This window comes from Mycobacterium neglectum (genome assembly GCF_002591975.1).
GTDB lineage: Bacteria > Actinomycetota > Actinomycetes > Mycobacteriales > Mycobacteriaceae > Mycobacterium > Mycobacterium neglectum.
This window is the reverse complement of sequence record NZ_NVQE01000042.1, coordinates 16,552-41,306: the sequence shown is the minus strand read 5'-3', so window position 1 is coordinate 41,306 and position 24,755 is coordinate 16,552. Positions and strand designations below refer to the sequence as shown.

The following is a 24,755-nucleotide window of genomic DNA, read 5'->3' as shown; positions in this document are numbered from 1 at the left end:
ATGGCCGACTCCCAGGAGGCCGGCCCCGAGTCGGGTTCGGAGGACGAGCCGGAAGCAACGCCACTGTTGGCACCGCGCGACGGCGTGCCCGAACTGTCGGTGAGCACAAGCGAGATCAAGAGAGCTGCCGAACTCTTGGCGTCCGGCGACGGACCGTTCGCGATCGACGCCGAACGCGCCTCGGGGTTCCGCTATTCGAATCGTGCCTACCTGATCCAAATTCGGCGGGCCGGTGCGGGCACGGTGCTCATCGACCCCGTCAACCACGGCGGTGACCCGATGGCCACACTGGCTCCCGTCGCAAAGGTGCTGGCCACCGACGAGTGGGTGCTGCACGCGGCCGACCAGGACCTGCCCTGCCTGGCCGAGATCGGAATGCGACCGACGGCGCTCTACGACACCGAACTCGCCGGCCGACTCGCGGGCTATGACAAGGTCAACCTCGCCACGATGGTGCAGAAGCTGCTGGGCCTGCAATTGACGAAGGGCCATGGCGCCGCCGACTGGTCACAGCGGCCGCTGCCGCACGACTGGTTGAACTACGCCGCGCTGGACGTCGAAGTGCTGCTCGACCTGCGTCACGCCATCGCTGCTGTGCTCGAGGAACAGAACAAATCCGCTTGGGCGGCAGAGGAATTCGAGCATCTGCGGACGTATGAGGGCATGCCGACCCGAAGGGATCGCTGGCGGCGCACGTCGGGCATTCACAAGATCCGTGACGCACGCGCGCTGGCAGCCGTGCGTGAGCTGTGGACGACTCGCGATCACATCGCACATCGCCGAGACATTGCGCCGGGGCGCATCCTGCCCGACGCGGCGATCGTCAACGCCGCTACCGTCAACCCCGATACCGTCGAAAAGCTGACCGCCCTACCGGTGTTCGGCGGATCACGGCAGCGCCGCATGGCCAGCGTGTGGCTGGAAGCACTCGACCGCGCCCGCTCCACCGACGACCCGCCGGCATCTGCGGAGCCGTCCGTCGGGCCACCGCCCGCGTCGCGATGGGCACGCCGCAAGCCCGAGGCGGCGGCTCGACTGGAAGCGGTAAGGACCGGTATGAGCGAACTGTCGCAACGGATCTCGGTGCCGTCCGAGAACATCATCACCCCGGAGATCGTGCGCCGGTTGTGCTGGGATTGGCAGCCACTACCAACTCTCGAGGAAACTGCCGCGGTGATCGACGAGTTCCTGCGCGAGGCGAAGGTGCGGCAGTGGCAGCGCGAACTCACGGTGCCCGGGCTCGCAGAAGCCCTCTACGCGGCCGAGCCCACCGACCCCAGCGCCGAGATATTGGAGTAGTCGCGCTCAGCCGACTCGGTCGATATGGGCGAGGAAGTGCTGCAGCACGGCTTCAGGAGCTTCGATCTGCGGCCAGTGACCGATGTCGTCGGCGAGCATCACCACGTCCGCATCAGGGATGACCTCGGCATACCGTCGAGCCATGTGGGCGCCGGAATTGGGGTCGATGGGTCCGTCGATGAGCCGCATCGGCACCGAGGTCTCGCGCATGGCGCGCACCCACCGGTTGCGGTGTGTGTACCGATCGCCCAGGAACCGTCCGACCTTGTGCATCACCCGCTTGCCGTCGTTGTATTCGAGGATCTCGTGGAATCGCGCCATCAGCTCGCGTGAGGGCTTGGTGTTCGGACCGAACATCTCGTTGATCGTCGGCTCGACTATCCGTCGCGACAGCGGGCTGCCTTGCAGCGGGCTCATGAGGTCACCCAGCGGCGTTGCGGACATCACCTTCTGCATGGTGCGCGGCGTGTAGGCCTCGTTGAACATCCCGCCGTTGAGCCAGGTGATCGACTGATAGCGCACCGACCCGTACGCATGCTGACCGAATTGGCTGCGGGCCAACAGTTCCTGGCCGACCGAGTCACCGAGGTCGTGCGCGAGCATATGGCACTGCTCGACCTTCAGATGGTCGAGCAGCGCCTCGTGCATATCTGCGTGATCGTGCACCGAGTAGCCGTAGGCGACGGGTTTGGCCGAGAAGCCCATACCGATCATGTCGGGGGCGATGACGGTGAACCGTTCGGTCAGTGCGGGCCAGATCAGCGACCAGTCCCATGAGTTGAACGGATAGCCGTGAACGAGCAGCAGGGTCGGGCCGGTGCCTTCGACCCGGTAGAAGATGTCGAAGCCCAGGTAGTCGAAGTACTGGCCGGCGGCTTTCCAGCATTCGAGTTCAGCATCCATGACCCAAGTGTCGCCGAGACTCGCCTACCGTGAAGTGGTGACCCTCCTGCTCGGCCCCGCATTGCGGCACGTCTCGGACACCACCGCGCTGATCTGGGTGCAGACCGAGCATGCAGCCACAGTGCAGATCCTGGGCTGCTCGGCTCCGACGTTCGAGGTGCAGGGCCACCATTTCGCCCTCGTCACGGTAACCGGACTGACACCGGACACCGTCACCGAATACGAGGTCAGGGTGGACGGGCTGCAGGTGTGGCCGCTGCCGGACTCACGGTTCCCCCGCAGCATCATCCGCACCCGTGGCCCTGAGTCCAAGCATCGCCTTCGCGCCATCTTTGGGTCCTGCCGCTATCCGAAGACAGACGACGACAAGGTCGACTCGAAACTGGGCCTTGATGCGCTGGACAGCTATGCCGACCGCATGGCTGTCCAACCCGTTGACGACTGGCCGGACGCACTGATCTTGCTCGGCGACCAGTTGTATGCCGACGAACTGACCCCCGAAACACGTCGTCGAGTGGCCGGCCGTCGGACTCGCCGCAACACACAAGCCCAGCGTCCACCTGATGAGGTGGTGAGCTTCGCCGAATACGAAAGGCTCTACCGCCATTCGTGGGGCGACCCGGAGATCAGGTGGCTGATGTCCACCGTCCCCACCGCGATGATCTTCGACGACCACGACATCCGCGACGACTGGAACACCTCCGAGTCGTGGCGGACCGAGGTGAACGCCAAACCGTGGTGGCGAGACCGCATCCAGGCAGGCCTCGCCTCGTACTGGGTCTATCAGCATCTGGGCAATCTCAGCCCGGCGGAATTGGCCGACAACGAGGATTACGAACGCCTGCTGTCCACCGATGGAGACACCTGGCCGTTCCTGAGGGATTTGGCCGACCGGGCCGACTACGAAGTCGACTCCAATAAGGGCGTGCGATTCAGCTATCGGTGGGATCTGGGGACGTAGCCGGCTGATCATGGTCGATTCGCGCAACGGGCGAATACTGGATTCCGGGCAGCGGATGATGATCGGCGATCGCGAGTTCGAGTGGCTGGAAGACAATGCGACCGAGCACCTCGGGGAGATCGACCATCTGATGCTCGCATCGTCTCTCCCCTGGCTGCTGCCGCCGGTGATCGGCGATCTGCAATCGGTGAATGAACGCATGGCCGACCGTCCCGGCTGGCGGGGCCGCCTCGGCGAAAAGCTACGACGCGCAGGAGATTTCGAGCACTGGGCGGCGTTCATCAAGTCTTTCCTGCGGCTGACCGAACTGATCGCGCGTGTCGCGGATGATGTGTCCGGGCCGGCCACCGTTTCCGTGCTCTCCGGCGATGTGCACCACAGTTACGCCGCCCGCGCCGAACTGGCCGCCCCGGGATCACGTCGGCAGGATCGCGCGGAGGTGCATCAACTGGTGTGTTCGCCGGTGCACAACTACGTGCCCTGGTTCGTCAAACCGGCATTCAGGCTCGGGTGGTCGACGTGGACGGCAGGGCGCTCGGGTCGGTGGGCGCGTCGACACGGGGTACCACCACTAACCGTGACCTGGAAGAACACCTGCGGCCCACTCTTCGGTAACACCATTGCCACACTGCAGGTCGACGGCCGCAGAGCAGAGGTGTACTTCGAGCAACCGCGCGGTCAGACCGAACTTGAAGAGGTCGGTCGGGTAACACTGAGCGGCCCTGACACCGGCGAGATGGCAGCGGACCAGCGGGTTAGTCGAAGCGTTGGCTGACTTCGCGCTCCGGAGCGACGGATGAACCCTGAGCCGCCACCCAGCCGGTGATCTGGCGGGCGATGTTGCGGTCTGTCAGCCCGACCTCGGAGAGCACCTCGCCGCGCGACGCATGCGCGAAGAACTCCTGCGGCAACCCGAGATCGCGACAGGGCACATCGATCTCGGCCCGGCGCAGCGCCGCGGACACCGCGGACCCGACGCCGCCCTGCACGCCGTTGTCCTCGATGGTGACCACCAGCTTGTGTGCGGCGGCCAACTCCCCCACTGCTGCAGGCACCGGAAGGACCCACCGCGGGTCGGCGACGGTGACGCCGATGCCCTGGTTGCGCAGCCGCTCGGCGACCGCCAGTGCCATCGCGGCGAACGGTCCGACCGCCACCATCAGCACGTCGTCGGACAAGCCGTCGGCCGGGACGGCGAGCACGTCGACGCCACCACGACGTTCGATGGCCGGAATATCCTCGCCGACATCGCCTTTCGGGAACCGAATGGCAGTCGGTCCATCCTTGATGTTGAGCGCCTCGCCGAGTTCCTCACGCAGGCGGGTGCCGTCGCGCGGCGCGGCCACCCGCATCCCGGGGACGATGCCCAGCATGGACAGATCCCAAATGCCGTTGTGGCTCGCCCCATCAGGGCCGGTGACACCCGAGCGATCCAAGACCATCGTGACGGGCAGCTGGTGCAACGCCACGTCCATCATGATCTGGTCGAACGCGCGGTTGAGGAACGTGGAGTAGATGGCCACGACCGGATGCATGCCGCCCATTGCCAGGCCGGCGGCCGACGTCATCGCGTGCTGCTCGGCGATGCCGACGTCGAAGAACCTGTCGGGGAATCGCTTACGGAAGTCGGAAAGCCCGGTCGGGCCGGGCATCGCGGCGGTGATGGCGACGATGTCGCGGCGCCGGGCCGCGTAGCCGATCAACGCCTCGGAGAACGCCGACGTCCACCCGGGGCCCGGTACCGAGGTCGCCAGCCCCGTCTCGGGGTCGATGACACCGCAGGAGTGCATCTGGTCGGCTTCGTCGTTCTCGGCCGGGGCGTACCCCATGCCCTTGCGGGTGACGACGTGCACGATCACGGGTGCGTTGAAGCCACGCGCATGACGCAGCGCGTTCTCCACCGCGTGCTCGTCGTGACCGTCGATCGGACCGACGTACTTCAGGCCCAGATCGGTGAACATCACCTGCGGCGAGAGCGCGTCCTTGATGCCGGCCTTGATGCTGTGCATGCACTGGTAGCAGAGCTCGCCGATGATCGGCATTTTCTGGACGGCCTTGCGGCCCTCCTCGAGTACTCGTTCGTAGCCCGGTTGCAGGCGAAGCCCGGCCATGTGTTCGGCGAAGCCACCGATCGTGGGCGCATAGCTGCGGCCGTTGTCGTTGACGATGATGACCACCGGGCGACGGGACGCGGCGATGTTGTTCAGCGCCTCCCAGCACATGCCGCCGGTCAGGGCGCCGTCGCCGACGACGGCGACCACGTGGCGGTTGCGGTGTCCGGAAAGTTCGAAGGCCTTGGCCAGTCCGTCGGCATACGACAACGCTGCGCTGGCATGACTGGACTCCACCCAGTCGTGCTCGCTTTCGCTGCGTGACGGATAGCCCGAAAGGCCGTCCTTTTTGCGCAGCGTGTCGAAGTCGTGGCTGCGTCCCGTCAGCATCTTGTGCACATAGGACTGATGCCCGGTGTCGAAGATGATGGGATCGTGCGGCGAGTCGAACACCCGATGCAGAGCGAGGGTGAGCTCGACCACACCGAGATTGGGGCCGAGGTGGCCTCCGGTGGCAGCGACCTTGTGAATCAGGAATTCGCGGATTTCCTGTGCCAGGTCACTCATCTGTGACTGGGTCAAGTGCTGCAGATCTGCGGGGCCGCGGATCTGTTCAAGCATTCCGTCAGTCTACGCAACGGCCTCGGTTCAGTCCTGCCGAGACTCGTAGACGTCGGGGACACCGTCCTCATCGGTGTCGACGGTCTCCTGCTCCCAAATCGCCCGATATTGCCTGTTCCGCAGCCGTAATAGCACCGCTGCCAGCAGAGCGGCACACACCGACCCGGTCAACACGCCCATCTTGACGACTTCGTCACGGTGCGATCCCAACCCGTACGCGAGGTCACCGATCAGTAGCGACACGGTGAATCCGATACCCGCCAGCATCGAGATGCCGAGCACGTCGATCCAGCGCAGGGCCGAATCGAGGCTGGCACGACTTACGGCGGAAAGCACTCGCGTAGTCAGAAAGATCCCAACGGGCTTGCCCACGACGAGTCCGAGAACGATGCCCAGGGCGATCGGGTCGCTCAACGCACTGGTGAGCCCGCTGAATCCGCCGACAGCAACCCCCGCCGCGAAGAAGGCGAAAACGGGCACGGCGACGCCTGCCGACAATGGGCGCAGTTTGTGCTCGAACTGCTCGGCCAACCCTGGGCCCGCCTCAGGACCGCCGGCCGCAGCTGAGCGCATCACCGGCACCGTGAAGCCGAGCAGCACGCCGGCGACTGTGGCATGCACACCGGACTCGTGCATCAGCACCCATGTGGCCGCAGCGAGCGGCACCAAAAGCCACCATGAATCGACCCGACGCTGCACACACAGCGCGAAAAGCGCCAGCGGTATGGCTGATAGACCCAGCGCCCAGATCTTGATGTCTTCGGTGTAGAAAATGGCGATCACCGTGACTGCCAGGAGATCGTCGACCACCGCGAGGGTCAACAAAAAGGTGCGAAGCGCCGACGGAAGGTGTGTCGAGATGACGGCGAGTACAGCGACTGCGAACGCGATGTCGGTCGCGGTGGGGATCGCCCAACCCCGAGTCGCGCCGTCTCCGACATGGGCGGTCACCGCAACAAAGATCAGCGCCGGCACCACCATTCCCCCGACGGCGGCCGCGATCGGCAGGGCAGCACGGCTTGGGTCGCGCAGATCACCCGCGACGAACTCGCGCTTGAGCTCCAGTCCGACGATGAAGAAGAAGATCGCGAGCAACCCGTCGGCGGCCCACTCGCCCAGGGTCAGGTTCAAGTGGAGACCCAGCGGTTCACCGCCGATCTCCAGATCTCGAAGCCAGAAGTAAGTCGCCGACCACGGCGAATTGGCCCATATCAACGCTACGGCCGCGGCCACCAGCAGGATCGCGCCGCCGACAGTCTCCTTGCGAAGAATGGAAGTGACGCGGCTGGTCTCCGCCCACGAGCCCCGTGAGAAGAGCGCTCCGCGTGGGAAGCGACGAAGTGGATCGGTGCTCAACTATTTGCCCTAATCGGTAGTCGCCGGTCGCTGAAGGAATCGCCGACCAGACTTCCCGGCACACCTGGAAACACCCTATGCCATTCGCTCGATAGCGGCGTCGGAGGACAACCTGGTGTTCATGTGGCGGCGTGCCGACGGCCGCCCTGACATTCCGGCGACGGCGACATTCCTCGCTGTCGGGGCGGTGCTGATGGCCTCCGGTGTGGCGGGATACCGCCGTCGCGACCTCACTTCGTGATTCTGCATTCTCGACTCTGGGCCACGACGATCACGTGGTCTTGGCGACGAATCGCCGGAACAGTAGCCAAGCAACCGCGAGGTTATAGAACACACCGGCGACCAGGTATGGCCACCACGTGCCGTGCTCGCTGGCGACCCAGAACGTCTTCGCCGCCCAATAGGGCGGCAGCACACCAAAAGCCAGATTCCAGGCCGAGTCGATGAACCACGGCAGGCACGGCAACCCGGCGATCAGCATGCCGAGGGCGCGCATCATGGCGATGCCCTGAATCTTGTTGGCCGCGACGGCGACGATCAGCAACAGCGTGACGACCGCCGACAATCCGGCCAGCAGGCCGATCGGAACCAGGGCGGGAACGAGACCTGCTTCGAGTATTCCGCTGAACGACAGCGTCGCCACCACATATACGGTCGTCAGCGTCATGACGGTGCCCGCACGGTAGGCGAAGAACGTCGACAACGGCACCGGGGTCACCCGCAGCACGGTCATCGTGCCTGCGTCGACCTCGTCGAGCACGAGGAATGCGCCGAGTCCGCCGACGATGATGATGCTCGTCAGCAACAAGAACCCGGTCAGAACAAGTGGGTAGTACGGAACCAGATCGAAGTCGTATCGTGCCGCCAACATGTCGGTGAACAACGGAACGAGGATCACGACTCCGACAGTCCAGATGACCGGAGCCAGAACGATCATCACCAACAGCGGATCACGGTAGGTGCCTCGAATATCGTTGCGGCCGAACGCCGCCAGCACCTTCACCGAAGATGTCATCACAGTCATCACATACCTCCCGATCTAGCGATGACGTAACGGCCGAACAGCGTCCTGGCTGCCCAGAACAGCACCGCCAAACTTGCGAGTGGATACAGCACCGCATAGCCCACCTGCCACGGGGCCAGTGCCACCTGATCGAAGGCCTGGCCGAGCAGCAGCATTGGCCCAAGAGTCGGGATCACATACAGCGCCGGGTTCTCCCACACCCCGGAGTAGTACAGCACCGGTAGGCCCGTCATCACTGCGAGAGGGCCGGTCGCCGACATGAACCAATCGCTGACCGACGAGAACGGAAGCGACGTGATGAATCCGACAAGCAGCATCAACAACGTGCCGAGCGCCAGACCGGTCAGCAGAGGCAGTGGACGATAGGCGAATCCGTGGGCGGCTGACACCACGATAAGCGCCACGACAACTGAAACAGTTAACAGCACAATGAGTTTCGCCCAAAGATACTCCCAGAATCGCAGCGGTGTCGTGATGACGGCGCCGAGGGTGCGCTCCTGCTTCTCGAAGAACACCGAACCTCCGATGAAGAAGAAGCCGATGATCGCGATGTCGCCCAGCAGGATGTAGGGCTCAGCAATCGGACGCAAGGCGTGCGACATGGGCAGCAACACCGCCAGCCAGATGAGTCCGGAGAAGACCGCCGCATGCAGAAACTTCTGCCTGACTTGCAGGGTGATTTCGAGCCGCAACGCACTCGTCAGCCGATTCATGCCAGTTGCCTTCCGGTGGCCTCGACGAAGACGTCGTCCAGGCTGGCCTCGCGGCTATGAATGGTTTCGACGTGGTGGTCTCGCAGCACAGAGTGAAACGCGGGGTTGTCGGCCAGACCGTCCATGGCGAACTCGGCGGCCTCCAAAATGCCGTTGACCCCGCGGAACTGGACTCGGACGCGCCGTTGACTGCGGGCGATCTTCAGTTCGGCGGGCGTGTCCATCGCGACGATCCGGCCGTCGACCACGAAGGCGACTCGGTCGCAAAGCTCGTCGGCAGTGGCCATGTCATGCGTAGTGAGGAAGACGGTGCGGCCCCGCGCCTTTAGATCAAGAATCATGTCCTTGACCTTGCGCGCGTTCACCGGATCAAGGCCAGAGGTGGGCTCGTCGAGAAAAAGTAGTTCCGGGTCGTTGATCAGCGATCTGATGAACGTCAGACGCATCTGCATTCCCTTGGAGTACTTGCCAACTCGCGTGTCAGCGTCGTCGGCGAGACCCACTGCGCCGAGGAGTTCAACCGGCTCCAGTGTGTCGCCGCCGTAGAGCGAGGCGAAGAATCTCAGGTTCTCCAGGCCGGTGAGCTTCTGATAGTGATTCGGCAACTCGAACGAGACCCCGATGCGCTGGTAATAGTCCGGCCCCCATTTCCGTGGGTCCTGACCCCACACCGTCGCTTCGCCGCCGTGACCGCTGAGCAACCCGATGAGGAGCTTTTGAGTGGTCGACTTGCCTGCACCGCTGGGGCCGAGAAACCCGAAGATCTCGCCTTCCCCCACCGAGAAGTCCATGCCGCGCACCGCCGGCTGCGTCGACTTCGGATAGGTGAAGGTCAAACCGCGGACGCGGATTACCTCGGCAGTGGTAGACGGCGACGTGGCCGCCGCGGCGACGCTCTCCATGGACGGTCTCCTCTGGGTATGCGGGTACCAGTTCCGACCAGACTTCCCGGAGCGCCGTCGCTGACTATACTGACTTTTTAGAAATCTTTGAAGACCCTGACCGGAGATCATGATGGCGTCGGATTCGCAGGAGCAGCTCGCGCTTGTTCTCAGCTCGCACGGTCTGCAGCGGATGACCGCGCGAGTCTTGGCATCGTTGCTGTTCACCGAGCATCCGACCATGACCATGGGCGACCTCGCCGAACAGCTGCAAGCCAGCACAGGCGCGGTCTCGGGAGCTCTGAAGATGCTCGGCTCGGTAGGCCTTGTGGAGCGCGTGCCGGCACCGGGAAGCCGGAGGGACCACTATCGGTTGCGGGACGACGCATGGGCGGTCCAGTACACGAATCAGAACGAGGTGACGACCGCAGTCCTGACGGCGGCCGAGGCGGGGATCGCGGCCACGCCCGACGGCAGCCTCCCCCATCAACGACTCACGCAGATGCGCGACTTCTACGCATTCCTCCTCGATGAGATCCCGGCGCTACTGGATCGCTGGCGGCAGCGGTCGACGTCTGCTGGGCGATGACGTCGGATACGTTGGAACAGTCATGATCATCGAACGGCAAAGCGTGATCGACGCACCCACTGATCGGGTGTGGGCCCGCGTGGTCACACCCGAGGGCATCAATGATGAACTGCGGCCGTGGATGACGATGTCGATGCCGCGCGGCGCGAAGGACTTGACCGTCGATACCGCGCCGGTTGGAACCCCGATCGGGCGCTGCTGGATGCGGTTGTTCGGCGTTCTGCCGTTCGACTACGACGACCTGATGATCGCCGAGTTGCGGCCGGGCCGCGGTTTCGACGAGCAGTCGACGATGCTGTCCATGCGCAGGTGGCGCCACGAGCGCACCGTCGAACCCGAAGGCGACGCCAAAACCGTTGTGCGCGATCGTCTCACATTCGAACTACGCACTCCCCTGCGCATGTTGACGCCCGTCATCGCCGCGGGTATTCGGGCGTTGTTCGGCCATCGGCAGCGGCGTCTGCAGAGATACTTCACTAGCTGACTCTGCGGTGAGGCCGTTATTCGTCGGGCGCATTCTCGCGGCGTGAGCGCAGAGTCAACGCGTCTGCGAGACATCAGATCGGCATCCGGTACCCGAAGAACTCGTGATCCTCGTTGTAACCGCCCTGTCCCGACCCGATGTCCTCGAACGACTCGACGAACTCGATCCCCTCGATCCACTTCACCTGTTTGAAGCCGAGTTCAACCTCGTTGCGCAATCGTATTGGCGCCCCATGGGTTTCGTGGAGAGGACCACCGTTCATCTCGTAGGCCAGCAGCGCCATCGGGTCCCACATGTGCTCAATGCGGTGACAGTCGTAATAGCGACCTGTGCCGGGGTCGGCGCCGTCGGCGAAAGAGTAGAAGACGACCCACTTCGCCGTTGCGAGCGGGCGTACGAGATCCATCACGTCCGACATCCGCGCACCGCCCCATTTGGCCACGCCCGACCATCCCTGGATGCAGTAATGCTGCGTGATCTGCTCGTACTTCGGTAGCGCTCGCAACTGCTCGTACGAAATGCTGAGAGGGTTTTCGACGAGTCCCTCGATGCGCAACGAGAAGTCGGCCCAGTTCGACCGCTGCAGCTCCCGATACCGTTCGGAGTCCGGCGGGTGCCCATTGGGCCAGAAGTACGGCGAGATGTCGTTCTCCGAATACCTGGCTTTCGGATGGACCCATTCCATCAATGCCTTCACCCATCCGACCATCCACCGGCCGGTTCGCTGAATGGCGGCGGGATGCCGAATCGTCAGCGGGGAGGCGATCAGCCACAGCACGGCGAGAACCACCATGACGATCAAATAGATCGCCAGTGCCCAGTACGAATCGGTGTTGGTGCCCAACACGATGTGATTGAGATTCCCGATGAAACCGGTGACCAGCACCATCACCGTGTGTACGACGATGAAAAAGACCATCCAGAGCAAAATCGCGAAGTGGATGCTCCTGGCGACCTGTCGATTCAGCACCCCGCGGCCGAACCCGAATCTCGCCGCGATCGCCGGTGCCTGCAAAAGGCCGGTGATGAACGCCAGTGGCGCGGCGACGAACACAGTGAGGAAGTACGCGATCATCTGCATACCGTTGTAGCTGGTAAAGCCCTCGTTCGCTGGCAGCTCGAGCGACGCGTACTGCACCGCCGTCGACATGGCGTTGGGGATGACGTCCCATGAGCGCGGCACGATCCGGCGCCACTGCCCCGTCGCGAACAGCAGCACATAGAAGACGATGCCGTTGACGAGCCACAACAGATCAAAGCTGAAGTGCCACCAGCGGGCGAGACCGATGGAATGACGAAAGCCCGGTATTCCCAACCACTTCGGCAGGGCCACCGAATCGTCCTTCGCCGTCCAGACGTGCGCGGTGTCGCGGGTGTCCATCCGCTCGGTCGGCACCGGGTCGCGCATGCGGAACCACTCAGTTCCTGGAGCGCAACCCGGATTCAGATATAGCCGCGGATGATCTGCAAGGATCTGCAGCCCCGCCCGGATGATGAACATCATGAATACGATGTTGAACAGGTGCTGCCACCGCAGCCAGGCGGGAAAGCCGGTGTCGACCGCCGTCGCATAGCTTGCCGACGTACCGGGAAACTGCGCGATGAACGCCTGCATCCATTCGAACTGCCGCAAGTGCTGCGCCAGCGCGATAGCGACGACCATTGCGGCGAGCCCCAGCGGAATAAACCACAGCGTGGAAAACCAGCGGCGGCCGATTCGCACCGACGGCACCCTCGCCTGTTCCTGCGGAAGTCCCCCCGCCCATTCTTCGATATTGATCGGCCCGGCTCGCTTATCGTCCGATTTTCTCTGGCCAACGAGCGATTGAAGCGATGGCTTGGAATCGGACTCGGATTCAGGCGTACGCGAAGGGTTCTCAGCCACGGATTTGCTCTCCTCGGAGTGCGCGATCGCGAAAGGCATTCGGTTCATGCAACGTAACAAGCGGGCCGTCCCGGTAGGGCCGAAAACAGCTAACGGGTGAGCACGGCGACGCATTCGACATGATGCGTCAAGGGGAACGAATCGAAGACACGCAGGTCCTCGACCTGATATCCGTGGCCCCGGTAAAGCCCGATATCGCGGGCGAATGAGGCCGCCTCGCAACCGATGTGAACCACCCGCGGCACCTCGGCGGCGGCCAGCAGGTCGATCACCTCGCGGCCTGCCCCCGATCTCGGCGGGTCCAGCACCGCGACGTTGGGTCGTTGCCGCTGAGCCGTCAGTGCCCGGCGTACAGAGTCGGTGACGACGGAAACCCATCCCAGGTCGGCCAGCGCGTCGCGCGCCGACCGTGATGCTCCCCGCGAAGTGTCGACGGTGACAACCTTGCCGGTGTCACCGACGGCCTGCGCCAGCACCGCCGCGAATATCCCTGCCCCGCCGTACAAATCCCAGGCCGTCATCCCACTGCTCAACTGGGCCCAGTCAGCGACCAGGTCGCTGTACACCCGCGGAGCGTCGCGATGCGCCTGCCAGAACGCGGTCACCGGCACCCGCCACTCCCGCTGCCCGACCCGTTGCACGGCCTCGTATTGCCCCTCGATCACGTGAGTGGAGGTCTTGCGGCCTTCCCGAGGTCCGGACTGCACCACGTGCCTGTCGCCGTTGTCGTCAATGGCCACGTGCACGTGGGCGCCGTGCGGCCAGTGCCAGTCGTGGATGCCGTCGAGCATGCCGGGCGGTAGCTGCGCGCAATTCAGATCGGTGACCAGTTCGGCGCTGTGATATCGGTGGAATCCCGCTCGGCCCTGCGGCGAGGTGTCCAATCGCACCCGGCTGCGCCAGCCGGTCACCCCGCGGTCACCGACCGGCTCGGCGGTCGCGTCGTCCTCGGCGCGCCATTCATAGGAGCCCAGCCGATTCAACTGGTTGGCGACGACCGCGCCCTTGAGTCGGCGCGCCGCCGCGGGCTCCGCGAACGCCATATCGCAACAGCCCGCGCCATCCACACCGGCGATCGGACAGATCGACTCGACGCGGTCCGGGGACGGCTCGATCACCTCGACGACGTCTGCGTGCCAATATGATCCGCGATCCGAGGCACCGTCTCGGATCCGGGCCCGGACCGTCTCCCCGGGTAATGCGTAGCGGACGAACACCACACGGCCGTCATGGCGCGCGACGCAGCTGCCGCCGTTCGCGGGAGGTCCCACCGTCAGGGTGAGTTCGGACGGAGAACCCGGCGACCCGTCGATCGTTCCTTCGACGCTCAATCCAGGAAGCCCCTGCGTGCGTCGCCAGGAGCGGACTGTGGCTCCAGTGTCTTGAGGCGCTCCGACGAACTCAATTGCCACGGAACCGATGTCACCATCACGTTCGGCTCGAACAACAGGCGGCCCTTGAGCCGCAGCGCACTCTGATTGTGCAGCACCTGCTCCCACCAATGGCCGACGACATACTCGGGAATGAAGACTGTCACCACGGTACGCGGCGACTCCTTGCTGACCCGCTTGACGTATTCGAGCACCGGGCGCGTGATTTCCCGGTACGGCGAGGCGATCACCTTCAGCGGCACGCTGATATCGCTGTCTTCCCACTTGTGCACCAGCGCACGCGTCTCGCCGTCGTCGACGCTGACGGTGATCGCCTCGAGCACGTCGGGACGGGTTGCCCTGGCATAGGCCAGTGCTCGCATCGTCGGCAGATGCAGCTTGGACACCAGCACGATCGCATGGTTTCGGCTCGGCAGCACCATGCTGTCGGCCTCCGCGGCCTCCTGCTCCTCGAGTTCACGCGCCACGGTGGTGTAGTGCTTCTGTATCGATTTCATGATGACGAACAGAACCCCCATGGCCAGGATCGCGATCCAGGCGCCCGCGAGGAACTTCGTCACCACCACGATGATCAAAACTGTTCCCGTGCAAGCACACCCGATGGTGTTGATCACCCGAGACCGCATCATCCTCGAACGCACCGCAGGCTCGGTCTCGGTGCGCAACAGTCGGGTCCAATGCCGAACCATCCCGATCTGACTCAGCGTGAACGACACGAACACCCCGACGATGTAGAGCTGGATGAGCGCCGTCACTTCCGCCTGGAACGCCACGACAAACGCGACAGCGGCCAACGCCAGGAACAGAATCCCGTTGCTGAACGCCAGTCGGTCGCCACGAGTGTGCAACTGCCGCGGCAGATAACGGTCCTGGGCCAGAATCGACCCCAGGACGGGAAATCCGTTGAAGGCGGTGTTGGCGGCGAGCACAAGGATCAACGCCGTAACTCCGGCGATGAGGTAGAGCCCGATCGTGAAGTCACCAAAGACCGCGTCGGCCAGCTGGGCGATGAGGGTCTTCTGGTGGTAGTCGGCCGGAGCACCGGCCAGTTGCGTCTCTGGATGCTCGACGATCTGCACACCGGTTTCCTTGGCCAGCATGATGATCCCCATGAACAATGTGACGGCGATGACGCCCAGCAGAGCCAGCGTTGTCGCGGCGTTGCGCGACTTCGGTTTGCGGAACGCCGGAACACCGTTGCTGATTGCCTCGACCCCCGTCAACGCCGCACTGCCCGACGAAAAAGCCCGCGCAACAAGGAATACCAACGCGAAGCCGAGGATTTCGCCGTGGTCGGAGTGCATCTCGAAATCGGCCGACTCGGCCTTCAGCGGCGTGTCGAGGACGTAGATCTGGAAGAACCCCCACCCGAGCATGGTCAGAATGCCGAACATGAAGGCGTAGGTGGGAATCGCGAACGCGGTGCCGGACTCCCGGATGCCACGCAGATTGATCGACGCCAGGATCAGGATCGCGATGACGGCGAACAGCACCTTGTGCTGGTTGATGAACGGGATCGCCGAGCCGATGTTCGACATCGCCGAGGACATCGACACCGCGACCGTCAGCACGTAGTCCACCAGCAGCGCACTCGCCACCGTCAGCCCCGCGGTCGGCCCGAGGTTGGTGGTGACCACCTCGTAGTCGCCGCCGCCGGACGGGTAGGCGTGCACGTTCTGCCGATAACTGGCGATCACCACCAGCATGACCCCCGCGACGGCCAGTCCGATCCACGGCGTCATCGAGTAGGCGGTCAGGCCCGCCACCGACAACACCAGGAAGATCTCCTCGGGCGCGTATGCCACCGATGACAGCGCATCGGACGCGAACACCGGCAGGGCGATCCGCTTGGGCAGCAGGGTGTGCGACAGCTTGTCGCTGCGGAACGGCCTGCCGAGAACCAACCGCCGCGTGACGGTCGAAAGCTTGGACACGAGTGCCAAGAGTAAGCGCAGCGGAGAATGGTTGTAGCGTTCTCCAGTGCGCAGGGTCGACCGGAAGGGACCAACAGGTGCGAGTAGTGGTGATGGGATGCGGCCGCGTCGGCGCGTCGCTATCGGACAGTCTGGCCCGCATCGGCCATGACGTTGCGGTCATCGACCGGGACAGCACCGCGTTTCACCGCCTGTCCCCGGACTTTCCCGGCGAGCGAGTGCTCGGCATGGGTTTCGACCGCGACGTGCTGCTGCGGGCGGGTATCGAGGACGCGGGCGCCTTCGCTGCGGTGTCGTCGGGTGATAACTCGAACATCATCTCGGCGCGCGTGGCCCGTGAGACGTTCAGCGTCGAGCGTGTGGTGGCCCGCATCTACGACGCCAAACGCGCCGCGGTGTACGAACGGCTCGGCATCCCCACGGTGGCGACCGTGCCGTGGACGACCGACCGGCTACTCAACGTCCTGACCCGCGAAACCGAGACCGCCAAGTGGCGCGACCCCACGGGCAACGTCGGCGTTACCGAGCTGGCGCTGCACGAGGAATGGGTGGGCCATCGCCTGACTGCCCTGGAAACCGCGACCGGCGGCCGCGTGGCGTTCCTGATCCGCTTCGGCGAGGGCCTGCTGCCCGAGGCCAAGACCGTCGTCCAGGCCGGCGATCAGGTGTTCATGGCGGCCATCGCCGGGCACATCGCCGAAGCGCTGGCCATCGCGGCACTGCCGCCCAGCGAGGATGTCGACGCGCAATGAGGGTCGCCATCGCCGGGGCCGGCGCGGTCGGCCGGTCCATCGCCCGCGAACTCGTCGACAGCCACGAGGTCACGCTGCTCGAACGCAACCCGGACCACATCGACGTCGACGCGATCCCGGCCGCTCAGTGGCGTCTCGGCGACGCGTGCGAGCTGACCGTCATGGAATCGGTGAACCTCCACGAGTTCGACGTCGTGATCGCCGCGACGGGCGACGACAAGGTCAACGTGGTGGTCAGCCTGCTGGCCAAGACCGAGTTCGCCGTACCGCGCGTGGTGGCCCGCGTCAACGACCCCCGCAATGAGTGGCTGTTCGACGAGAACTGGGGCGTCGATGTGGCGGTGTCGACGCCACGCATGCTGGCCTCCCTCGTGGAGGAAGCTGTCGCGGTCGGCGATCTGGTGCGGCTGATGGAGTTCCGCAAGGGCCAGGCGAACCTGGTGGAGATCACGCTGCCCGACGACACGCCGTGGGGCGGTAAGCCCGTCAAACGCCTCGATCTGCCCCGTGACGCCACGTTGGTGACGATTCTGCGTGGTCCGCGGGTGATCGTGCCCGAGGGCGACGAACCCCTCGAGGGCGGCGACGAGCTGCTGTTCGTCGCGGTCACCGAGGTCGAGGAACGACTGCAGGAGCTGCTCCTCAATCCCGAGGCGCGCTGAGTCAGCGCGGGGGGTAGGCCGGCGGCGGGGTCGCCCTGTCGTGACATGGTGCCGCCGACTTCGGTGAGACGCGCTCGAGGTGGCATTGATCGTTGCGGATACCCACCGCCGAGATCAGCCCGGCAAGCGCGAAGAGCCCGGCCGTCACCAGCATGCCCCGCCGGAACCCCGCGAAATCGACTGCGCCGCCGATGATCACGCCGGTGAACGCGATGGCGATCAGACCCGCGATCCGCGAGAGCGCATTGTTGATCGCCGAACCGATACCGCTCTGCGCAGGATCGACGGCAGCCAGAATCGCCGCGGTGAGCGGCGACACGGTGATCGTCAGCCCGAGGCCGAACACCACGAGTCCGGGCAGCATCTGGGTCCAGAAGTCGAACGGCTCGGCCGCGCGGGCCATGAGCAGATAGCCGATCCCCGCGACCAACGGTCCGACCGCCATGAAAAGTCGCGGGCCGTGAACGCCTGCCAGCGTGCCGAACCGGCGGGCCAGCAGGAACGACAGCACCGGGACCGGCAGGCTGGCCAGACCCGCCGCCGTGGCCGACAGGCCGGCGGTCTCCTGAAGGAACAGGCCCAATACGAGCATGCCGAGAGAAACCCCGGCGTAGAGAAAGACCGTGGCCAGGTTCCCGACGGCGAAATTGCGGGCGGTGAAGATGCCCAACGGCATCATCGGCCCTGGGGCTTGCCATTCCCAGAACGGAAACGCGATCAGGCACGCGACACCGACCACGAGACCCACCACGACCGCCGGATGCGAGAAGCCCAGCCGCTGCCCCTCGATCAAGGCGTACACCGCACCGGTCAGACCGATGGCGTTCAGCACCGCCCCGACGAAATCGACGCGGGCCGACCGATTCGCGGAGGCGAACTCCCCCGCCGGCAGCCTGGTCACGAGATAGAGCGTGATCGCCAACGGGACGATGTTGACGCCGAAGATCCATCGCCAGTTCAGTGCGTCGACCAACACTCCGCCGAGCAGTGGGCCGACGACGAAAGCCGTTCCGGTCCAAGCAGTCCAGGTTCCGATTGCGCGGGCCTGGGCGGCCCCGGAGAAGCGGGCGTTGATCATCGCGAGCGAACTGGGCACCAAGAAGGCCGCGCCGACGCCCTGCAGGCAGCGCGCGGCGACCAGCACCCAGCCAGTGGGCGCCACGGCACACAGCACCGAGGACACCGCGAAAATCAACAGGCCCGCCCGCAGCACCTTGAGCCGGCCGAACTGGTCGGAGATGGCGCCCGCAACGAGGATCAGCGCGCCGAGGCTGAGCAGATAGCCGTCGACCACCCATTGCTGCAGCGCCAGACCGCCTGCGAAATCACGCCCGATGGCCGGCAACGCCAAGTTGACCACCGACCCGTCGAGGAACGCCACGAACGATGCCAGCACAGCGACGGCGACGAGCGGTTTGTCGGTGTCGTCGGCGCGACGCGGAATTCGCTCGTCGGGCTCAGTGGGCATCGGGCTGCGTCACGCCCGGATTCTCGCTGTGCGCGTCTCCCGTGAGGGCTTCGGCTTCCTGGGCTTCGGTCCTGTCCTGCGCATGCATGGCGCGTTGCGCTGCCCGAATGGCCAGATAGGTCACCAGCGCCGCCACCGCCGTCAGTGGCCAGCCCATCGAGATCCGTGCGACGCCCAGCCAGCCCGTCTGGTCGGCGTCGTAGAGGTGGTGCTGCACGACGAAGCGAGATGCGAAGACGAGCACCCACACCATCGTCGCGATGTCGAACGCGCGCACCGCCTTGCGCACCGTGCGCCAGTCGCGGTCGTGGTCGTTGACCCAGCCCCAGACGTAGCCGACGATAGGACGGCGGATCACCACCGACAGTGTGAACACCGACGCCCATACCAATGACGACCAAATGCCAAGCAGGAAATAGCCTTTGGACTCGCCCATGAAGTATGCGATGCCCGCGCAGATGCCGACGCCGATGAAGCCGGAGATCGCAGGCTGAGTGGACTCCCGACGGGCCAGCCGCCACACGAGGATGACCGCGGCCACCCCGAGGGCCGCGACGATGGCCGTGGTGAGCCCGAAGAATTGGGAGACCGGGACGAACGCCACCACCGGCAGCGATGAATAGATCAGGCCGCTGATGCCGCCCATTTGCTCGAGGACGGCGTGTGCCTTGCTGGAACGCTTCCCCGGGTCGGTGCCGGGGTCACTCACTTTTGGATCTCGTAGTGCGGGTTGTAGATCGCCTTCGAACCGTTGTCCAGTTTGCCGACACGGCCGTGCACCTTGAGGGTGCGACCCGATTCGATGCCGGGGATGCGGCGCTGGCCGAGCCAGACCAGCATCACGGTGTCGGTGCCGTCGAACAGTTCGGCCTTGACGCCGCCCGCGCAGCCCTTGCCGTTGCACTCGACGCTGCGCAGGAGGCCGACCATGGTCACTTCCTGGCCGCGCTGACAGTCGATCGCCTTGGAGGCGCCGGTATTGGCGGCGTCGTCGGCGAGTTCGTCGACGTCGAGTTGTTCCGGGGCTTCAGTCAGCCGCCGCGTAAGTCGGCGTAGATACCCTTCGGCCGTAGCCATGGCCTCTCCTGAACATTCCGCAGATCTATCGTTGATCTATACCCCGAACAACGCCACGGTAGACCTGTTGGTTCCCATCTGCCACGTGGGGTGGGGTCGACGCGCCGATCGGAGTCTGCGCAGGGCACCATCGTGTGATGGCGGTCTCTCTGCGCGGCGTCACGACGGTGCTCCTGCCCGGCACCGGATCCGATGACGACTACGTCTACCGGGCGTTTTCTGCCGCTCTGCACGGCGAGGGCGCGGTCGTCGTTACCCCGAAACCCCAACCGGAGCGGCTCGTCGAGGGCTACCGTGACGCGCTGGACAACGCGGCGCGCACCGCACCGATCGCCGTCGGCGGGGTGTCCATCGGCGCAGCTGTGGCCGCCGCATGGGCGCTTGCTCATCCGAGCCGCGCGGTCGCGGTCCTTGCGGCACTACCGGCGTGGACGGGCGCGCCGGATTCTGCGCCCGCGGCGATAGCTGCTCGCCACTCCGCGAGTGTGCTGCGACGCGACGGGCTGGCCTCGGCCACCGCCCAGATGCGCGCAGGCAGCCCGCAGTGGCTGGCCGACGAGTTGACGCGTTCGTGGGTGGGTCAGTGGCCGTCGCTCCCCGATGCGATGGAGGCCGCGGCCGGCTACGTGGCGCCCACGTGCAGTGCCTTGGAGAAGTTGGCGGTCCCGATGGGGATCGCGGCTGCGACCGATGACCCGGTGCATCCCGTCGAGGTCGGCGTCGAGTGGATGACGGCGGCGCCGCGCGCGGCGTTGCGCACGATCACCCTCGACGAGTTGGGCGCCGACCCGGCGGCGCTGGGCGCCGCATGCGTGTCCGCGCTTCTGGAGGCCTGACCTTCGTGAATCGGGCGCGCAAATCCACCGCCACGGGCGACGAGCGCGCCGAATTCGCTAGCCGCCGGTGATGGTCCGCAACTGCTGCATCGCCGACCCCTGCTCGCTGCGGCGCGCCGCCGGAGTCGGCGCTGGTGGCTCTTGCAACCCCGCCTGCTGAGCCGCGGCCTGTTCAGCAGCGGCCCGCAACTGGTTGGCCATCGGTTCCGGAAGCTCGACCGGCAGCGGAGTGCGAACCGGCAGTGGAGTGTCGCCGCGGCGTACCACCGTCTCGGCCAGCGCGTCTCGCGCCTGTGTGGCCAGCGCGTCGGCGGTCTCCTCCGGGCCGTTCACGACACAACGGATCATCCACCGATAGCCGTCGACGCCGATGAACCGCACCACGCCGCCCGCTCCGCCGCTCGGCGCCGCACCGACGACCTCACGGCCCCACGGTCCATCCTTGATCGCCACCTCGGTCGCGTCCTTGCGAAGTGAGTCCGCCAGTTCGGTGGCGACCTCGCGCCACAGCCCCGCACTCTTGGGGGCGGCGTAGGCGGCGACGGTGAACCGTCCGTTGGGTGTGACCACCCACACGGCACTGGGCACGCCCTGCTGCGTGAGCTCCACCTGGACCTGTCCGGCCTCGGGCAGCGGAATCAGCACTGACCCGAGATCGAGCCGTCCCTCCGTTGCCGCCGACGGATCGTCGAAGTCGTCGATGTCGAACGGTCCGTCCATGCCGTCGTCATCGGTTCCGGGTGCCGAGATGACCTCATCGCCGCTGTCGCGGCTTGCATCGTCCTTTTTCTTACCGAATGCCATTTCACAAACTCGCATGTCCGCCGGAGGAACCGTGGCCGCCTTCGCCACGGGAAGTGTCTGCCAGGCCGGCCTCGTCGAACGAGGTCACCTCGACCAATTCGGGCAGTTCGACTCGCTGAACCAGAAGCTGTGCGATCCGATCCCCGCGGTGCACGACGATGGGTTCGGCCGGGTCGAGGTTGATCAGCGCCACCTTGATCTCGCCGCGATATCCGGCATCGACCGTACCGGGGCTGTTCACGATCGAAAGTCCCACGCGGGCAGCCAAACCCGAACGCGGATGAATAAGCCCCACCATCCCGTGCGGGATGGCGACGGCAATCCCGGTCGGCACGAGTGCGCGCTGACCGGGTGCCAGTTCGACGTCGAGCGCGCTGCAGAGATCTACGCCGGCGTCGCCATGATGGGCACGACTCGGCATGGGTAGACCAGGGTCCAGGCGCACGACCGCGAGAGTGGTGGACACGACGACAGAGATTACTCTTGGCCGCGTGTCCGACACGCGCGCCACGTCACAAACCGTGCGCTACCGCGAACGGCTGACGGTGCCGTGGTGGTGGTGGCTGCCCGGCCTCGGGTTGGCGGCGTTGATCGCACTCGAGGCCAACCAGGGCATACCCGCGTTGCCCGTCTGGCTGCCTTACGCCATCTTGTTGCCGGTCGCGGCCGTCGCGCTGCTGCTATTGGGCAGCACGCAGCTGCGCGTGGTTGGCGGCGCGGGCGATACCGAACTGTGGGTCGGCGACGCCCACCTGCCCGTCAGCGTGATCTCCCGGTCGGCTGAAGTGCCGCGCAGCGCCAAGTCGGCCGCCCTGGGCCGCCAGCTCGATCCCGCCGCCTACGTGGTGCACAAGGCGTGGATAGGCCCGATGGTTCTTCTCGTTCTCGACGATCCGGACGATCCGACGCCGTACTGGCTGGTGAGTTGCCGGCACCCCGAGCGGGTGCTGGCTGCACTTCGCGGTTAGCGATCAAGCTGCACTGCGCGGTTAGCCCGTCAGGCGGCGCAGTCCGTGCAGATCATGACGCCGTTCTTTTCGCTGGCGAGCCGGCTGCGGTGGTGAACCAGGAAGCAGCTCGAGCAGGTGAACTCGTCGGCCTGCTTCGGCACAACGCGAACGGACAATTCTTCGCCGGAGAGATCAGCTCCCGGCAGTTCGAATGATTCGGCGGACTCGGACTCGTCGACGTCAACAACCGCCGACTGGGCCTCGTTACGCCGCGCCTTGAGCTCCTCCAGCGAATCCTCCGAAACTTCATCGCTTTCGGTACGCCTCGGGGCGTCGTAATCGGTAGCCATTTTGTGTCCCCTCCATCAGACCTTGCAGCAGTGCTTTGTACCAGCGTCGAACGCATCCACCAAATGATTCGTGCCCGGACTGGAACACGTTGCACTGTGATTTACGTCACACTCTCGTCTATGCCACCGAAAGGTCGCAGCGACGGGACCTTTAGAGTGCTCTCGTGGTCGCGCAAATCACCGAGGGTACGGCATTCGACAAGCAGGGTCGGCCATTCCGCCGTCGCAACTATCTGCCGGGCATTTTGCTGCTCGCAGCCCTTTCGGTCGTGACGTTGACGATCTGGGTCATGGCGCTGAACCAGCCGGTCGCCGTCGAGGAGACCGCCGCGTGCAATCCCCCACCGGCACCGGCCGACCCGAACACCCCGCCGGTGGCGATCGGCGAGCAGGTGACGCGCAGCCAGATGATCGACGTCACCCCGGCCAAGCTCGCCGACACCAAGATCCGGGTGCTCAACGCGAGCGGACAGGGCGGCCAGGCCGCCGAGGTGGCCGGCGCGCTTCGCGATCTGGGTTTCGCTGAGCCGAGTGCGGCGAACGACGAGGTGTACGCGAGCGCGCGGCTGACGTGCCAGGGCCAGATCCGGTTCGGGCCGTCCGGGCGGGCGGCGGCGGCGGCGGTCTGGCTGGTCGCCCCGTGTACCGAGCTGTTCGAGGACGAGCGCGGCGACGACACGGTCGATCTGGCGATCGGCACCGAGTTCTCCGAGTTGAGCCACAGCGACGACATCGACGCCGCTCTTGCCAGCCTCAGCCCAGAGGCAACGCAGACGGTGGACACAGCGCTGCTGAGCAAGATTCACTCCACGACCTGCTAGGCGCATATTGCGCTGGCGCCCAATGGTTTCCGTTACCTAGAGCGCCCCAGACCTCTCGAGGACGGCTGCCAGGGCGTCTGCGACCGCGGGTGCTGCCGCGACGATGAAACCCGGTGTGCCGTCAGCGGGCGGCAGTCGCAGGACCGCACCGGCCTCGGCGGCGATCAGACCGCCCGCGGCCCAATCCCACACATGCACACCGTCCTCGTAGTAGGCGTCCAGACCGCCCGCAGCCACCATGCAGAGATCTAACGCGCACGATCCGAGTCGACGGATGTCACGGACGGCGGGCAGGACCGAGGTGAGCACCTCGGCCTGATGTCTCCGCTTATCGGCGTCGTAAGAAAAGCCGGTGCCTACCAACGACATTGACAGCTCGGCGACGGCGCTGGCCCGCAGCGGTGTCGTCACTCCACCGCGCTGCAGATGTGCGCCGTGACCCATCGCCGCGGAGTACAGCGCGCCGGTGGGCACGTTCACGACGGCGCCGGCCACCGATGTTCCATTGCGCTGTACGCCCACCGACACCGCGTACGTCTCGATGCCGTAGACGAAGTTCACGGTTCCGTCGATGGGGTCGAGCACCCACGTGAGCTGTCCGTCGCCGCTGTCGATCGATCCGCCCTGCTCCTCACCCATCACGGGTTCCCCGGGGCGCAGGACAGCCAGCCGATCGCGCAGCAGCGCCTCGGTCTCGGTGTCGACGACGGTCACGGGATCGGTCGGAGTGCTCTTGGAACGCACTGACGACGCGGTGTTCTGCGACGGGCCGCCGAACACTTCGGCACGGCGCGCTCGGACAAACGCAGCCGCCTCGGTGGCCAGTTGCTCGGCTACCGAACGCAGCTGGACGGGATCAGGGAATGATTCCCGGAGCGCCGGGGTGTCGTTTTCGACCACCCGTCTATCGCAACACAGTCCATCCGTACGCGGACCGGTTGCA

24 protein-coding genes and 1 pseudogene are annotated in these 24,755 nt (G+C 65.3%); 9 read left to right on the top strand and 16 right to left on the bottom strand.

Annotated elements, in window-relative coordinates; translation table 11 throughout:
* A complete protein-coding gene (locus CSQ99_RS24835) occupies positions 1-1,299 on the top strand; it encodes a ribonuclease D (RefSeq protein WP_099041658.1) in 1,299 nt (432 codons plus the stop codon).
* A 6-nt stretch (positions 1,300-1,305) separates the two neighbouring features.
* On the opposite strand, the gene CSQ99_RS24830 is transcribed toward CSQ99_RS24835, so the two are convergent.
* Positions 1,306-2,202: an alpha/beta fold hydrolase gene (locus tag CSQ99_RS24830; RefSeq protein WP_099041657.1), complete on the bottom strand. Its 897-nt coding sequence runs from the start codon at positions 2,200-2,202 to the stop codon at positions 1,306-1,308.
* A 37-nt stretch (positions 2,203-2,239) separates the two neighbouring features.
* Here CSQ99_RS24830 and CSQ99_RS24825 point away from each other — a divergent pair.
* Positions 2,240-3,938: pseudogene (locus tag CSQ99_RS24825) on the top strand (alkaline phosphatase D family protein).
* Here CSQ99_RS24825 and dxs read toward each other — a convergent pair.
* The 5 genes from dxs to CSQ99_RS24800 form a co-directional block, all read right to left on the bottom strand.
* The gene (gene dxs, locus CSQ99_RS24820) at positions 3,919-5,835 is read right to left on the bottom strand and encodes a 1-deoxy-D-xylulose-5-phosphate synthase (protein ID WP_099041656.1); all 1,917 of its coding nucleotides are present in this window, start codon (positions 5,833-5,835) and stop codon (positions 3,919-3,921) included. The pseudogene CSQ99_RS24825 and the gene dxs sit on opposite strands and share 20 nt — an antisense overlap.
* Positions 5,836-5,862: 27 nt before the next feature.
* Complete coding sequence (gene nhaA, locus CSQ99_RS24815; RefSeq protein WP_099041655.1) at positions 5,863-7,191, bottom strand: Na+/H+ antiporter NhaA; 1,329 nt, start codon at positions 7,189-7,191, stop codon at positions 5,863-5,865.
* A 271-nt stretch (positions 7,192-7,462) separates the two neighbouring features.
* Positions 7,463-8,206: an ABC transporter permease gene (locus CSQ99_RS24810; protein WP_425437870.1), complete on the bottom strand. Its 744-nt coding sequence runs from the start codon at positions 8,204-8,206 to the stop codon at positions 7,463-7,465.
* An 8-nt stretch (positions 8,207-8,214) separates the two neighbouring features.
* Positions 8,215-8,928: a fluoroquinolone export ABC transporter permease subunit gene (locus CSQ99_RS24805; RefSeq protein ID WP_099041653.1), complete on the bottom strand. Its 714-nt coding sequence runs from the start codon at positions 8,926-8,928 to the stop codon at positions 8,215-8,217.
* Positions 8,925-9,830 carry an ABC transporter ATP-binding protein gene (locus CSQ99_RS24800; RefSeq protein WP_099041652.1) on the bottom strand — a complete coding sequence of 302 codons (906 nt, stop codon included), beginning with the start codon at positions 9,828-9,830 and terminating at the stop codon, positions 8,925-8,927. Before CSQ99_RS24800 ends, CSQ99_RS24805 begins: the two co-directional genes overlap by 4 nt.
* 112 nt (positions 9,831-9,942) lie before the next feature.
* Here CSQ99_RS24800 and CSQ99_RS24795 point away from each other — a divergent pair, with 112 nt between their 5' ends.
* Together CSQ99_RS24795 and CSQ99_RS24790 are read left to right on the top strand one after the other, a co-directional pair.
* Positions 9,943-10,398: a GbsR/MarR family transcriptional regulator gene (locus CSQ99_RS24795; protein WP_099041673.1), complete on the top strand. Its 456-nt coding sequence runs from the start codon at positions 9,943-9,945 to the stop codon at positions 10,396-10,398.
* Positions 10,399-10,420: 22 nt separating this feature from the next.
* Positions 10,421-10,882: a hypothetical protein gene (locus tag CSQ99_RS24790; protein ID WP_099041651.1), complete on the top strand. Its 462-nt coding sequence runs from the start codon at positions 10,421-10,423 to the stop codon at positions 10,880-10,882.
* Positions 10,883-10,955: 73 nt separating this feature from the next.
* Here CSQ99_RS24790 and CSQ99_RS24785 read toward each other — a convergent pair whose 3' ends face one another.
* The 3 genes from CSQ99_RS24785 to CSQ99_RS24775 all read right to left on the bottom strand — a co-directional run bounded on the left by CSQ99_RS24785 (position 10,956) and on the right by CSQ99_RS24775 (position 16,092).
* The gene (locus CSQ99_RS24785) at positions 10,956-12,605 is read right to left on the bottom strand and encodes a molybdopterin-dependent oxidoreductase (RefSeq protein WP_342746734.1); all 1,650 of its coding nucleotides are present in this window, start codon (positions 12,603-12,605) and stop codon (positions 10,956-10,958) included.
* 251 nt (positions 12,606-12,856) lie between these two features.
* On the bottom strand, positions 12,857-14,098 hold the full coding sequence (locus CSQ99_RS24780; protein WP_425437869.1) for a class I SAM-dependent RNA methyltransferase: 1,242 nt from the start codon (positions 14,096-14,098) through the stop codon (positions 12,857-12,859).
* Positions 14,095-16,092 carry an APC family permease gene (locus tag CSQ99_RS24775; RefSeq protein WP_099041650.1) on the bottom strand — a complete coding sequence of 666 codons (1,998 nt, stop codon included), beginning with the start codon at positions 16,090-16,092 and terminating at the stop codon, positions 14,095-14,097. The genes CSQ99_RS24780 and CSQ99_RS24775 overlap by 4 nt, the downstream gene beginning before the upstream one ends.
* Before the next feature lie 77 nt (positions 16,093-16,169).
* On the opposite strand from CSQ99_RS24775, the gene CSQ99_RS24770 reads away from it, so the two are divergent.
* Together CSQ99_RS24770 and CSQ99_RS24765 are read left to right on the top strand one after the other, a co-directional pair.
* Positions 16,170-16,844, top strand: a complete 675-nt coding sequence (locus tag CSQ99_RS24770) for a potassium channel family protein (protein WP_099041649.1) — start codon at positions 16,170-16,172, stop codon at positions 16,842-16,844.
* The gene (locus CSQ99_RS24765) at positions 16,841-17,506 is read left to right on the top strand and encodes a potassium channel family protein (RefSeq protein WP_099041648.1); all 666 of its coding nucleotides are present in this window, start codon (positions 16,841-16,843) and stop codon (positions 17,504-17,506) included. Before CSQ99_RS24770 ends, CSQ99_RS24765 begins: the two co-directional genes overlap by 4 nt.
* A gap of 1 nt (position 17,507) precedes the next feature.
* On the opposite strand, the gene CSQ99_RS24760 is transcribed toward CSQ99_RS24765, so the two are convergent.
* From CSQ99_RS24760 to CSQ99_RS24750, 3 genes are read right to left on the bottom strand one after another with little or no spacing between them, the layout of a single operon-like run.
* Complete coding sequence (locus CSQ99_RS24760; RefSeq protein ID WP_099041647.1) at positions 17,508-18,974, bottom strand: MFS transporter; 1,467 nt, start codon at positions 18,972-18,974, stop codon at positions 17,508-17,510.
* Positions 18,964-19,683 carry a DUF3159 domain-containing protein gene (locus CSQ99_RS24755; RefSeq protein WP_099041646.1) on the bottom strand — a complete coding sequence of 240 codons (720 nt, stop codon included), beginning with the start codon at positions 19,681-19,683 and terminating at the stop codon, positions 18,964-18,966. The genes CSQ99_RS24760 and CSQ99_RS24755 overlap by 11 nt, the downstream gene beginning before the upstream one ends.
* Positions 19,680-20,051, bottom strand: coding sequence for an OB-fold nucleic acid binding domain-containing protein (locus tag CSQ99_RS24750; protein ID WP_099041645.1), 372 nt, complete (start codon positions 20,049-20,051; stop codon positions 19,680-19,682). The genes CSQ99_RS24755 and CSQ99_RS24750 overlap by 4 nt, the downstream gene beginning before the upstream one ends.
* A 137-nt stretch (positions 20,052-20,188) precedes the next feature.
* Between CSQ99_RS24750 and CSQ99_RS24745 the strand changes: the two genes are divergently transcribed.
* Positions 20,189-20,887 (top strand): hypothetical protein, encoded by a 699-nt coding sequence (locus tag CSQ99_RS24745; protein WP_099041670.1) that lies wholly within the window; start codon positions 20,189-20,191, stop codon positions 20,885-20,887.
* A 57-nt stretch (positions 20,888-20,944) separates the two neighbouring features.
* On the opposite strand, the gene CSQ99_RS24740 is transcribed toward CSQ99_RS24745, so the two are convergent.
* A complete protein-coding gene (locus CSQ99_RS24740; protein WP_099041644.1) occupies positions 20,945-21,691 on the bottom strand; it encodes a DUF3710 domain-containing protein in 747 nt (248 codons plus the stop codon).
* A gap of 1 nt (position 21,692) precedes the next feature.
* A complete protein-coding gene (gene dut / locus CSQ99_RS24735) occupies positions 21,693-22,157 on the bottom strand; it encodes a dUTP diphosphatase (protein WP_099041643.1) in 465 nt (154 codons plus the stop codon).
* A 25-nt stretch (positions 22,158-22,182) separates the two neighbouring features.
* On the opposite strand from dut, the gene CSQ99_RS24730 reads away from it, so the two are divergent.
* Positions 22,183-22,659, top strand: coding sequence for a DUF3093 domain-containing protein (locus CSQ99_RS24730; protein ID WP_099041642.1), 477 nt, complete (start codon positions 22,183-22,185; stop codon positions 22,657-22,659).
* Between the two features lie 29 nt (positions 22,660-22,688).
* Here the strand turns inward: CSQ99_RS24730 and CSQ99_RS24725 are convergent, their stop codons facing one another.
* Positions 22,689-22,991, bottom strand: a complete 303-nt coding sequence (locus CSQ99_RS24725) for a DUF4193 domain-containing protein (protein ID WP_099041641.1) — start codon at positions 22,989-22,991, stop codon at positions 22,689-22,691.
* A 164-nt stretch (positions 22,992-23,155) separates the two neighbouring features.
* On the opposite strand from CSQ99_RS24725, the gene cei reads away from it, so the two are divergent.
* Complete coding sequence (cei, locus tag CSQ99_RS24720; RefSeq protein WP_099041640.1) at positions 23,156-23,812, top strand: envelope integrity protein Cei; 657 nt, start codon at positions 23,156-23,158, stop codon at positions 23,810-23,812.
* Positions 23,813-23,848: 36 nt separating this feature from the next.
* On the opposite strand, the gene CSQ99_RS24715 is transcribed toward cei, so the two are convergent.
* The gene (locus CSQ99_RS24715; protein ID WP_099041639.1) at positions 23,849-24,712 is read right to left on the bottom strand and encodes an inositol monophosphatase family protein; all 864 of its coding nucleotides are present in this window, start codon (positions 24,710-24,712) and stop codon (positions 23,849-23,851) included.
* Positions 24,713-24,755: the final 43 nt, after the last annotated feature.